The sequence below is a fragment of the Virgibacillus sp. 7505 genome (assembly GCF_002272135.1).
Lineage (GTDB): Bacteria > Bacillota > Bacilli > Bacillales > Amphibacillaceae > Terribacillus.
Window position 1 is genome coordinate 110,830 of sequence record NZ_NPBF01000025.1, and the last position, 12,847, is coordinate 123,676.

Below are 12,847 nucleotides of genomic sequence, written 5' to 3' on the forward strand. Positions count from 1 at the left end.
ATAAACCAAAACTTATTGACTGATTGTTTCTGCGATGATACCATGTTCATAACACGCATCGTATAGGCTGACGCATCCAAATGTATGCGCTATCATCCAGAACAATCCTCAGTTAGCCGATTACGGAAAGGGAGGTATGACCTCTTTGGTAAACGCTTTCAATAACTGCTTTGAAATGAAAAAATGAGGGGGTAGCTTTGATGAAGAAAGTCTTGAAGACGCTGATGATTGGTTTGATGATCATTGTATTGGTCGCTTGCAGCAAGGGCGGCAGTGGAGGCGGAGGCAGTGAGGCGGATGAAACAGAAGTTGTCGGTGCAGACTTGGAGAACGCAACTGAATTGACTTATTGGACTTTTGTCGGTCAGCATATGGATTTATTCAAGGATTCAGCGGAACGCTGGAATGAGGAATTTCCTGATCGGCCTATCAAGCTCGTAGCCGAAACATATCCATACGATAATATGCACAATAATCTGCTGCTTAGTCTGCAATCAGGTAAAGGTGCACCGGATATAGCGGATATCGAATTGAGTAAGTTTCCGAACTTTTTACAAGGAACACCGCAGCTTGAACCAATGAACGAATATGTAGAACCAGTACTTGCTGATTCTGTAGAGGCTCGTTTTGACCTATATGCGAAAGAGGGCGACTATTACGGCGTTCCAACTCACGTAGGGGCAACTGTCATGTACTATAATACAGAAATTATGGAGCAAGCAGGAGTTGATATCGATTCCATCAAGACATGGGATGACTTCGTAGAAGCCGGTAAACAAGTGACAGAAAAAACAGATGCAGTTATGTGGAACGTCGGTACAGGTGACTTCCTGATGGATTTGTGGCCGATGGTTTCACAGCAGGATTCGGACTTCTTTGATGCCGAAGGAAATTTGACATTGGATAACGAAACCAATGTAAAGACCCTTCAATTCTTGTATGATGCTATTTATACAGAGAAAATTGCTGAACTTACTCCTGGTGGTATGAACCAATCAGAGGATTTTTATAAGTATTATTCAGAAGGAAAGTCAGCTGCCATACTAGCGCCGCTTTGGTACATGGGACGCTTCCTTGATAATATGCCGGAAATGGAAGGTAAAATTGCCATCAAACCGCTTCCTGCTTGGGAAGAAGGCGGTAAGCGTTCCGCTGGTATGGGTGGTACAGGAACAGTCGTAACCAATCAGTCAGAAGAGACGGACTTGGCGAAGGAATTCCTGGCATACACCAAGCTTTCGGAAGAAGGAAGCATCAATCTGTGGAAGGTTCTCGGATTTGACCCGCCTCGCTGGGATGTATGGGAAAGTGAAGCAGTCAGAGAAGATAATAAGTATTATCAATTCTTCGGTGACGGTATCTTCGATATGCTTTTAGAGGTGAAGGATGAGATCAACACATTGAATATCACCGAAAATACACCAGATGTTTCGACGGAGTATAATACAATAATTGCAGATTCTGTGCTGAGGCAGAAGAATAAGTCGCCTGAGGAAGCCATGAAAGAAGCTGCTGATAAGATCGAAAGCACGATGCAGGAATAGAACAGACTCCCTAAAAACCCCAAGCAGCACTATCGCAGCTTGGGGTTTTTATAATATTTGTTTCTGGGTTCAAAAAACGCTTGTTTTTACAGACACATCTGTCTATACTGAATATATAAACTTATACGTACATATTTCTGGATGTGGAGATTAAAGGTGGAATATGTTCGTACGTGATGCGATGTGTGTCACCTTCTTTTTTTACCTTAATTGTAAGCGTTATCAAAAAAGAAAGAGGAGTGGGGATAAATGGCAGATAAATTGCAAGCGAAGATGGTTTTGGATAAGAGTTATCAGATCAGCGAAGTCGACAAACGTATTTACGGATCATTCATTGAACATCTAGGTAGAGCAGTATATGGCGGTATTTATGAGCCTGGTCATCCCGATGCTGATGAACAAGGTTTCCGAAAAGATGTAATTGAGCTGGTGAAGGAGCTGCAAGTGCCTATCGTTCGTTATCCTGGCGGTAATATGGTGTCTGCTTATAACTGGGAAGATGGTGTCGGAGCGAAGGAAAGCCGGCCAAAACGGCTGGAGCTGGCCTGGCGCACAATCGAGACCAATGAAATAGGGACGAATGAATTCGTGGATTGGGCGAAGAAAGCGCAAGCGGAAGTTATGATGGCAGTGAACCTTGGTACGCGAGGTATTGATGCAGCGCGTAATCTAATCGAATATACAAACCATCCCAGCGGGACGTACTGGAGTGATTTACGCAGGGAGCATGGTTACGAGCAGCCCCATAACATCAAGACTTGGTGTTTAGGAAATGAAATGGATGGACCGTGGCAGGTAGGGCATAAGACAGCGGCCGAATATGGCAGAATCGCCAAAGAGACAGGTAAGGCAATGAAACTCGTCGATCCGAGTATTGAGCTTGTTGCATGTGGCAGCTCGAATACGGATATGCCGACTTTCCCAGAGTATGAGGCGACAACATTGGATATCGCATATGACGAAGTGGATTATATCTCCCTGCATCAATATTACGGCAACCCTTCCAATGATCCAGCCAACTATTTGGCGAAGAATATGGATATGGATCATTTTATTAAGACCGTAACTGCTACCTGTGATTACATCAAAGCAAAGCATCGCAGCAAGAAAACAATCAACTTGAGCTTTGATGAATGGAACGTATGGTATCACTCCAGGGAGCATGATGAAAAGCTGGATCCGTGGACAGTCGCACCGCCTCAGCTGGAGGACGTCTACAATTTTGAAGATGCTCTATTGGTTGGAAGCATGCTCATTACCTTGCTCCGTCACGCTGATCGTGTGAAGATGGCTTGCATGGCTCAGCTGGTGAACGTCATTGCGCCGATTATGACGGAGAACAACGGCCAATCTTGGAAACAGACAATCTATTATCCTTACTTGCACGCATCCGTATTCGGTCGGGGAATCAGCTTGCAGCCGATCCTTTCTTCTCCGAAGTATGATAGCAAAGACTTCACAGATGTCCCGTTCATTGATAGCGCTGCTGTTTATGATGAGCAAGAAGAGGCGTTAACAATTTTCCTAGTGAACAAGCATTTGGAAGAAGCTATTCCGCTCGATGTTGACCTACGCAGCTTTGAAGGATATGAACTTGCAGAGCATATCGTGCTGGAGCATCATGATTTGAAGGCAGCTAACACAAAAGACACATCACGCGTCGCGCCGCACAGCAATGGTGAATCGAGGTTGGAAGACGGCAGACTGAAGGCGCAATTGAATAGGACTTCCTGGAATGTCATCCGGCTGCGGAAAGCCAGTAAAAATTAAGGGTGAGGGGGGATTGTGATGAATACAGTTACACCAGTGACACCGGTGAGAGCACGGAAGAAACAGAATAAGTTCCTCCGGTTTCTAAATTCAAAGAAAGTAGTCCCGTTCGTTTTCATTTCGCCATTTGTCCTGTCTCTGCTTCTTTTCACAGTGTATCCTGCAATCCAGGGAGTGATCATGAGTTTCCAGCGTGTGCTTCCTGGACAGGTGGAATTCATTGGAATGAGCAACTATGAGCGCGTTTTTAACCCTACGTTTTACAGAGCTGTTTCCAATACGACAGCTTATGTCGTACTTACCGTATTGATTTTGACTATCATACCGATGGTGCTCGCGGTAATTCTTAATTCGAAGCATGTCCGCTTCCGGACGCTTTTCCGGGCTTCACTCTTTATCCCGGCACTTACATCGACCATTGTCGGCGGTATGATTTTTCGCTTCATGTTCAGTGAGCAGGAAGGCGCTGTTGCTAACCAGCTAATCGGGCTGTTTGGCTTCGATCCAATCAAATGGATGTTTACACCTTGGGCGGCGATCGGACTGATGGTCCTGCTAGCCAGCTGGCGCTGGATCGGCGTAAATATTCTTTACTTCCTGGCAGCCTTGCAAAATGTGCCAGATGAAATGTATGAAGCAGCCCAAATTGATGGTGCCACTAGATGGCAGCGCTTCCGTTTCATTACGATGCCAATGCTGAAGCCGATCATCATTTTTGTCAGTACGATCACAATCATCAACGGCTTTCGAATGTTTGAAGAAAGCTATGTTTTCTGGGCAGTTGGTTCACCAGGTAACATCGGTTTATCGATTGCAGCTTATATTTACCAGCAGGGGATCCAGCAGAATGATATGGGCTTCGGGGCTGCGCTCGGCGTCGTGTTAATGCTCATTATCTTCGTTATCAGCATTATCTATTTAATTGCTACCGGCACATTCAAGAAGGAGGATAGATGATGAAAAAATCCAACAGCAAAGCACTCGGTTTCATCGCCACTCTTGTTATGGCCATTGTCAGCTTGATTGCGCTTTTCCCGATCATAAGCTTGGTGCTTTCGTCGTTTATCCCGTCATCTTCCATGATGCGAAACGGCATATCATTCAGCTTTCCTTGGGATGAATTGACGCTAAGCAATTACACTTACATCTTCACACAATCGGCAGAATACTGGACGTGGTATGGAAACAGTCTTTGGATTTCTGCATTGATGATTGTTTTGTCCTTGTTCTTTTCTTCCATGGTTGGCTACGCGCTGGCGATGTATGACTTTAAAGGAAGCAATATTTTCTTCGTCGCTGTTGTGTTCATCCTGATGGTGCCATTTGAGATTCTGATGCTGCCGTTATTCCAGTTTATGATCGATATGATGTTGATTGATACGTATCTGGGCGTGATTCTCCCAGGTGTCGTTGCTCCGGTAGCAGTCTTCTTCTTCCGGCAATACGCACTTGGTCTGCCGAAAGAGCTGATGGATGCAGCACGGATTGACGGGTCGACAGAATATGGCATCTTCTTTAAAATCATGCTCCCGTTGATGGGACCTTCCCTGGCAGCGATGGCAATCCTGCAAGGGCTTGGCAGCTGGAATAACTTCCTGTGGCCATTGCTCGTGCTCCGTTCGAATGATATGTTCACGCTGCCGCTCGGGCTGGCAACACTGCTTACGCCTTACGGGAATAACTATGATGTTTTGATTGCAGGGTCTGTTATGACAATTGTTCCGATTGTGATTCTGTTCATCTTCTTCCAACGCTATTTCATTTCCGGATTGACTGTGGGCGGCGTCAAAGGCTGAGCCTGATTAGAAAGGAGTTAAAACCATGCTGAAGAAAGCGATGAGTAATCTCGATAAGTCTCTTTTGTGGATCACCCGTTTTGCACACTTGAATGCACTGTTCCTGTTGTACAGCCTCTTAGGACTGATCGTTGCCGGAGTAGCTCCAGCAACGGTAGCTGCATTGCAGGTTTCCCGCCGGATTTTGAATGGAGAGGAAGTAAAGGTGAACCAAGCATTCCGCAAAGCATTTAAACAGGAGTTTTGGTCAGCAAACAAGTTAGGGTGGTTCCTTGGAGCAGTGGGTTTCATCCTGTATACAAACTATCTGCTTATCAGACAAGCGGATGGACAGTTATTCTTCCTGGTGCCCTTCCTTTTCTATGTGCTCATTTTCTGCTATATGACGGTTGTGCTCTGGAGCTTCCCACTGCTGGCGAATTACAAGGCAGGTACATTCCAGGTTATCAGGAGTGCGTTCATCATTGGGCTGACGAGGTTTCATATCACGCTGTCGATCGGTGTACTTCTGTTTGCGCTTTTGTATCATAGCATCGGCTTGCCGGTGCTGCTGCTGTTCTTCTGCTTCAGTATCAGCGCGTTTGGCTGGATGTGGCTGAGCATGAAGGTGTTCTCTACGATGAAGCACGCCGAACAGTTAGCCAGCTAGTTTACTTTTGATAGATTGGAGCGATAAGCATGTCGACTAAATTGATCATTCAAGCTGATGTCACAGAAGGGAAAATCAATAAAAATATTTACGGTCATTTCGCTGAGCATCTTGGCAGAGGTATATATGAAGGGATCTGGGTCGGGGAGGACTCTTCGATACCGAATACAAAAGGCATCCGCAATGATGTACTGGAAGCTCTTCAAAAGCTTAATATACCGGTATTGCGATGGCCAGGCGGCTGCTTTGCCGATGAATATCACTGGAAGGATGGCGTTGGTCCGCGTGAAGAGCGTAAGCGAATGGTCAATACCCATTGGGGAGGAGTCGTAGAGAATAACCATTTCGGAACTCATGAATTCTTCACGCTTTGCGAGCTGCTCGGAGCAGAGCCGTATATTTGCGGAAACGTCGGCAGCGGCACCGTCCAGGAAATGTCGGAGTGGGTTGAGTACATGACATTCGATGGTGAATCGCCAATGACGGCTTGGCGCCAGGAAAACGGCCGCGAGGAGCCATGGAAGCTGACGTACTTCGGTGTTGGAAATGAAAACTGGGGCTGCGGCGGGAATATGCGGCCGGAATATTATGCAGATTTATATCGCCGTTATCAAACTTATGTACGTAATTATGGAGACAACAAGCTGTATAAGATTGCAGGCGGGGCTAATGTCGATGATTATAATTGGACAGAGACACTCATGCAAGAAGCAGCATCTATGATGGATGGATTGAGTCTGCACTACTACACGATTCCAGGTGATTTCTGGCTTGGTAAGGGCTCTGCTACTCATTTTTCCGAAGACGAATGGCATCTGACGCTGAAGCGTGCACTTCATATGGAAGAGTTGATTGAAAAGCATGGCACGATCATGGATAAATACGATCCTGATAAACGCGTTGGGCTGATCATCGATGAGTGGGGAACGTGGTTCGACGTGGAACCTGGCACTAACCCAGGATTCCTGTATCAGCAAAATACAATCCGTGATGCGCTCGTAGCTGGTGCTTCACTCAATATCTTCAACAATCATAGTGACCGGGTCCAAATGGCTAATATCGCGCAAACAGTCAACGTTTTGCAGGCGATGATCCTGACAGAAGGACAGGAAATGATCAAGACACCGACGTACCATGTATTTGATTTGTACCAAGTGCACCAGGATGCAGAACGTCTTTCCTCTCACCTGGAATCAGATGAAATAAAGCATGGCGATTTGGTATATCCAGCTGTCAGTACTTCTGTATCAAAAGGAAAAGATGGCAAGATTCATGTGAGCTTCTGTAATCTGGATCATACAAATGAAGTTGCAATAAATACAGAGTTTCGCGGTGCGGCATTAGGAACTGTTAGCGGCAAGATTCTCACTTCTGACAAAAGAGATGCCCGTAATACATTTGATGCGCCAAATCAAGTGGAGGTAGTGCCATTTACAGATTTCGCCGAGCAGGATGGCGGATTACAGGTTACGTTACCGCCAATGAGCGTGACAGTTTTGACAATCAAGGAGGGAATCTGATGCAGTTATCTGCTGATATGCTGACATTGGCAGAGGAGTTCGGGATAAATCCGGATACTTTTCCGCTCTTGCAAGTGGAAGCTGGCGCACTTGCATCGATTGGAGATTACTTGAATGAGAAAGGTTTGAGTAAAGCTGTCCTTATTATGGATGCTCAGACTAGAGCAGCCGCAGGGGAGCAATTGGCAGCACTGCTAGAAAAGGATAATATCCATGTCCAAACGATCGAACTTTTAGCAAATCACCATGGTCAAGTAAATGCCGATGAAGCCTCGCTTGTGCAGGTACTAGTTGAAACACCGGTGGATACAGATGTCCTGTTGGCAGTAGGGGCGGGAACGATCCATGATATTACGCGTTTCTGCAGCCAGAAGCTCTCCATTCCATTTGTGGCAGTTCCGACAGCAGCATCAGTCGATGGTTTCACCTCCAAAGGAGCGCCACTGATCTTGCGGGGAGTGAAGCAGACAATCCAGACAGCCGCCCCGGTGGCTGTGTTTGCCGATTTGAATGTGTTATGTGCGGCTCCTCGATCGCTTACAGCAGCTGGCTTCGGAGATATCCTTGGAAAATTCACTTCTTTGCTCGATTGGGAAATATCCGCCAGAGTAGGAGGAGAACCATACAATCCGCTTGCAGCTAAAATGACGAGACACTCACTGGACACATGTGTCGAACATGTCGAGGAAATAGCCAAGGCGGATGAAGCGGGCATACGAATTTTAATGGAAGCACTAATCGAATCTGGTCTCATCATGCAGGTGTTGGACTTCTCCCGCCCTGCTTCAGGAGCAGAGCATCACTTGTCCCATTATTGGGAGATGCAGTTACTCGAGACAGATAAACGACAGCTTCTTCATGGAGCCAAAGTCGGTGTTGCTTGCAGCATCATTACGGAATTATATAAAGATTGGATTGAGCAGTTTGATCCTTCAGAATCAACAGGAGCTTATGCGGCTTCCTTGCAGGAAAATTGGGAAGAAATCCGTCTGAAGATTGCGGCACTCCCGACGCCGGAAGCATTGCAATATTACCTGTTGCAGGTCGGAGCACCTGCTTCAGCTGAGGAAATTGGCATAGGATCACAACTTGTACAGGATAGCTTGAATGAAGCTTACCATTTGCGTGATCGCTGTACGGGTCTTCTTCTTATCAATCAATTCAAGAAAGAGCAGATCAGCTACCCGCTGCAGGATCGGATCGGCAGTCGATGACTTGCCGGACTTGCCAGCAAAAGAAAAGCTTTACAGTGGAGGAGGCTGCAGCGCTTGTTGCAGATCAATTAGCATTGGAGCCTGTATTGGCTGAAGAAGACACCGTGTCTGCTCGTTTAGCAATATGTTCGGCTTGTCCGTCACTTACAGCGGATCATACGTGTGCACACTGCGGCTGTTTTGTTGTATTCCGAGCCTCCCTTCCGGATAAACGCTGCCCATATCCTGACGGAGATCGCTGGCAGCGGGTATAATCAAAGCAAGGAGGCGATGGATGTGACTTACTACCAAGCAATGGATAGCATTCTATTCGATTTGGACGGAACAATATGGAAGGATTTTACATTGATAGATGGAGCTGCTGAAACGATCAGGACCCTGCAAGAAGCTGGTAAACGGGTGATTGGGCTGAGCAATCGAGGCACGCATTCCCGAAATCAGATTGCAGCATATTTCAGGGAGCAAGGTATTCAGTGGGAAAAGGAAGATATTATTCTTTCCTCCTATCTTGCAGCGGATTATCTGCAGACCCATTATCCGAAGCTGCCTGTGTGGGTGCTGGGCGAAGAAGGGCTGCGGGAAGAACTTGCTGAAGCTGGGCTGACGCTTGCAGCAGAACCAGAGGATGCCGATTGGCTCGTGATTTCCTTGCATACTGGTGTTACATATCATGATCTGAACCAGGCATTCCGAGCTGTCATTCACGGCGCCAGGATTCTCGCCACCAATCAGGATCCTGTTTTCCCGGGAAAGAATGGCTTGCAGCTGGATGTGGGTGGACTGATCGGAGCGATTGAAGCGTCAACAGGCAAGAAAACCGATATTATCGTCGGCAAGCCATCGCATTTTATGTACCAAAAGGTAATGCAGCAAGCTGGAAGTCAACCAGAAAAGACGATGATCGTCGGAGACAGTCTGACTTCCGATATCGCAATGGGAGCTATGTTCGGCTTAAAAACAGCATTAGTGCTCACCGGAAATACAACAAAAGAACAGGCGGATATTTCTAGTATCAAGCCCGATCTGATCCTGCCGTCCATCAAGGAGCTTCCATTCACATAAGAATATGGAGGAGATAGGATGAAAACAATTGATGTCCAACATATAGAGGTTCGCGCGAAGCAAGGAGAGCTTGTGGAGCTTCCGAAGACAGTCGACGTATGTATTGAAGAGGGCGTACAAGCTGCATACCGTGTAAGCTGGCCGAATCTGCCAGATCTTAGTGAAGCTGGGACATACGAAATAGAAGGAAAGATTGAAACGGAGGCTTTCCCGGAACCGTTCATCGAGCAGCGCGCTGATCCATATATTCTGAAAGCAGAGGACGGATTCTACTATTTCACCGGCTCCTATCCGAAGTACGACAGAATTGTCCTGCGCCGCGCCAAGACATTGGAAGGTCTTCGTGAGGCAGAGGAATATACGGTTTGGAAGGCGCGTGAATCCGGCATATTGTCAGAGCATATCTGGGCTCCGGAGCTGCATCGAATAGATGGCAAATGGTACATACATTTTGCAGCTGGAGAAAAAGAGGATGTGTGGGCAATACGTCCATATGTGCTGGAATGTACAGGTGATCCTTTTTCCCATGAATGGACGGAAAAGGGAGCAATCAATACAGATTTTCAAAGCTTCTCATTGGACGCCACGACGTTCGAACATCGAGGCAGAAGGTATCTTGTGTGTGCTCAAAAAACAGAGAATGATACAATCTCTAATCTTTATATTGCCGAAATGAAAAATCCATGGACGATCAAGGGTGAGCAAGTGCTACTGGCAGAACCTGAACACCCATGGGAGACAGATGGTTTCAACGTTAACGAAGGCCCTGCATTTCTGCATCGACACGGAAAAGTATTCCTGACATTTTCTGCTAGTGCAACGGATGACCGCTATGCGATGGGGCTGTTATATGCAGATGAAGACGCTGATCTGCTTGATCCTGCCTCATGGACAAAGCTGCCAGATCCTGTGCTGACAAGCTCGGAGACTACCGGTCTTTATGGACCTGGTCATAACAGCTTTACTGTGACGGAAGAGGGTTTTGATCTGCTTGTCTACCATGCTAGATCCTATAAGAAGATTGAAGGAAACCCACTATACGACCCAAACCGTCATGCAAGGATCCAGCGTTTCTTCTGGAAGGATGGGATGCCATACTTCGGTGAACCAGGATATAGGCTTCAGAATTCGAGCAACATAAAAGCAACAATAATAATTGAGTAAACGTGAATCCTTATACAGTTGTATAAGGATTTTTTTATGTCAAATGTGTGAAGAGAATACGATTAATCTTGATTGCATCGTGAAAGGGAGAAAAACATTGTTGACTTCATTAAGAAAGTGAAATAAGATATTAGTTGCTCTAACAAAAGTACTCTGATTTGAGTACTTTAAATAAACTAAAATAATCTCTTACTTAAGGAAGGATGCAATTATGAAATATACACACTTCATAAAATCTAAAGGAGCTATCGGCGCCATTTTCATGGGTATTCTATATGCTGTCTTCATGCTGGGAATATTCCTGCCTGGGTATTCCGCAATACCAGGGAACGTCGATCAGTTAAAGGTTGCCATCGTAAATGACGATGCTGGAGAAGTTGGTGCTACAATCGCAGATCAGCTGACAGAAAAGCTGCCTTTTAAGGATATCGAAACCGATATGACGAATGAGCAAGCACTAGATGATTTGGAGAAAAATGATTTGGCATTAGTTGTCCATATCCCGGATAATTTCTCGGAGAATGTACAAAGTGGAGAAGCTTCCTCTAGTATCGACTTCACAATGAATGAAGCTGGTGCAACGACTGTTTCCTCTACGATGCGCTCAGTAGTTGGGCAGATTAATAACCAATTGAGTGCACAGTTCTCGCAGCAGACAGCTGAAGGTGTATTGATGAACTTCAACGTACCTGAGGATCAAGCTGCAGCACTAAGCGATAAAATTGAAACTGCATATCAAGGTAATATTGTAACGATCAATGAAATGCCGGACGGTATGAATAACAACATGCTGCCTATGTTCTTAACAATGGCTGGATATGTTGGTGCAATGATCGGAGCAATGCAATTAGTTGGTGCATTTAAAGCCAGCCAAGGAAAAGCAAGTAAAACCCGTCTATTCCTATATGTACAATTGACTGCTTTAATCATTGCAGTTGCTGCTGCATTCGTAGCTACAGGAATTGTCTATCTAGTGAATGATCCTAGCGGTGATTTGTTCTTTGGTATGCTAGGGCAGCAAATTTTGAACTATATGGTGTGCTTCAACTTTGCTGCCATCTTCATCTTCTTGCTTGGTCAAGCTGGTATGATCCTAAACTTGCCAATCCTGTTGATGCAAACACTAGCAAACGGTGCTACAATGTCTCGCGATATGATGTATGCGCCATATGAATGGATGAGTCATATCTCACCAATGTATTACTCTGTGCAAGCATACTTTGCTAATCTGTTCGGAAGCACAAGCCCAAGTCCATTTATCTGGTCGATGGTTGCGGTAGGTGCGGCTGCAATGCTGATTAACATTATCATCATTGCTTTCGTTCATAAACCGAAGGCGGCAGAAGGCGGAAATAGCAGCGAAGAAACAGAAGCTATTAAAGTGACAGTTTAAATTTGATATAATAAGATCATTCTGCTTGAGGGAGCAAAGAGAATGTCCATTCAAATTTTCATACTCAGCAAACTGATGGAGGATAATAACTATCCTTATAAACTAAAAAAACAGCTATCCGAGCCTATCCCATTAGATCAACTTGGCGGGCTGACTGAAAGCAAGCTTTACTATCATTTCGATGCCTTAGCTAAGCAAGGATTAATTGAAGCAGTGGAAATCATAAAAGAAGAACATCGCCCCGATAAGCAAGTATTTCAGATTACAGAAAAGGGTCGCGAAGAGCTGCCGAAAAAGATCTATAAAGTCATGAAAAATGCAGATAAGATAAGTGACATGGTCGTTTGCTTGGCTAATATCAAATATGTCGATCGTGACAAAGTAGTCAGTATTCTCGAAGATAAGCTAGAAAGAATCAATGATCGCTGGGAGCAAATCAAAACATTCGATAAGCTTGTCCAAAAAGATGAAGAAAAAGAAAAATTCATTGATTTTATGAGTGGCTATGTAACAACAAGAACGGAACATACCATTCACTGGTTGGAAGAGTTGATCAAGCGAGTTAAACAAGGGGATTTTTAAACATTGTTTGAGATACACCGCAGAAGCCATAGCTTTTGCGGTGTATTTTTTTGTGGAGAAAGATAGAGACAGTAATTGATTGGAAGAAAGTGAAAGGTAAAACCGAATAATACTCCTTGTCAGTACTGATTTCCGCTTGTTCTATAGTGTAAT

The 12,847-nt window shown here is 45.3% G+C and carries 12 protein-coding genes; all 12 read left to right on the forward strand.

Annotated features, from left to right (window positions below):
• The first annotated feature begins 200 nt into the window (after positions 1-200).
• The 12 genes from CHH91_RS10320 to CHH91_RS10375 all read left to right on the forward strand — a co-directional run bounded on the left by CHH91_RS10320 (position 201) and on the right by CHH91_RS10375 (position 12,694).
• Complete coding sequence (locus tag CHH91_RS10320; RefSeq protein ID WP_095223359.1) at positions 201-1,544, forward strand: ABC transporter substrate-binding protein; 1,344 nt, start codon at positions 201-203, stop codon at positions 1,542-1,544.
• Between the two features lie 249 nt (positions 1,545-1,793).
• Complete coding sequence (gene arfA, locus CHH91_RS10325) at positions 1,794-3,314, forward strand: arabinosylfuranosidase ArfA (RefSeq protein WP_095223360.1); 1,521 nt, start codon at positions 1,794-1,796, stop codon at positions 3,312-3,314.
• 18 nt (positions 3,315-3,332) lie between these two features.
• Complete coding sequence (locus CHH91_RS10330) at positions 3,333-4,271, forward strand: carbohydrate ABC transporter permease (protein WP_095223361.1); 939 nt, start codon at positions 3,333-3,335, stop codon at positions 4,269-4,271.
• Positions 4,271-5,110: a carbohydrate ABC transporter permease gene (locus CHH91_RS10335; protein WP_095223362.1), complete on the forward strand. Its 840-nt coding sequence runs from the start codon at positions 4,271-4,273 to the stop codon at positions 5,108-5,110. Before CHH91_RS10330 ends, CHH91_RS10335 begins: the two co-directional genes overlap by 1 nt.
• Before the next feature lie 25 nt (positions 5,111-5,135).
• Positions 5,136-5,759, forward strand: a complete 624-nt coding sequence (locus CHH91_RS10340; protein WP_095223363.1) for a YesL family protein — start codon at positions 5,136-5,138, stop codon at positions 5,757-5,759.
• A 29-nt stretch (positions 5,760-5,788) separates the two neighbouring features.
• Complete coding sequence (locus tag CHH91_RS10345; RefSeq protein ID WP_095223364.1) at positions 5,789-7,279, forward strand: alpha-N-arabinofuranosidase; 1,491 nt, start codon at positions 5,789-5,791, stop codon at positions 7,277-7,279.
• On the forward strand, positions 7,279-8,493 hold the full coding sequence (locus tag CHH91_RS10350; protein WP_095223365.1) for a sn-glycerol-1-phosphate dehydrogenase: 1,215 nt from the start codon (positions 7,279-7,281) through the stop codon (positions 8,491-8,493). The genes CHH91_RS10345 and CHH91_RS10350 overlap by 1 nt, the downstream gene beginning before the upstream one ends.
• Positions 8,490-8,747, forward strand: coding sequence for a DUF6171 family protein (locus CHH91_RS10355; RefSeq protein WP_095223366.1), 258 nt, complete (start codon positions 8,490-8,492; stop codon positions 8,745-8,747). Before CHH91_RS10350 ends, CHH91_RS10355 begins: the two co-directional genes overlap by 4 nt.
• Positions 8,748-8,769: 22 nt before the next feature.
• Positions 8,770-9,555 carry an HAD-IIA family hydrolase gene (locus CHH91_RS10360; protein ID WP_286160748.1) on the forward strand — a complete coding sequence of 262 codons (786 nt, stop codon included), beginning with the start codon at positions 8,770-8,772 and terminating at the stop codon, positions 9,553-9,555.
• An 18-nt stretch (positions 9,556-9,573) separates the two neighbouring features.
• Positions 9,574-10,719: a family 43 glycosylhydrolase gene (locus CHH91_RS10365; RefSeq protein WP_141234152.1), complete on the forward strand. Its 1,146-nt coding sequence runs from the start codon at positions 9,574-9,576 to the stop codon at positions 10,717-10,719.
• Positions 10,720-10,930: 211 nt separating this feature from the next.
• Entirely contained in the window at positions 10,931-12,112 is a 1,182-nt protein-coding gene (locus tag CHH91_RS10370) for a YhgE/Pip domain-containing protein (protein ID WP_095223367.1), read from the forward strand.
• A 42-nt stretch (positions 12,113-12,154) separates the two neighbouring features.
• A complete protein-coding gene (locus CHH91_RS10375; RefSeq protein ID WP_095223368.1) occupies positions 12,155-12,694 on the forward strand; it encodes a PadR family transcriptional regulator in 540 nt (179 codons plus the stop codon).
• The last annotated feature ends 153 nt before the right edge of the window (positions 12,695-12,847 follow it).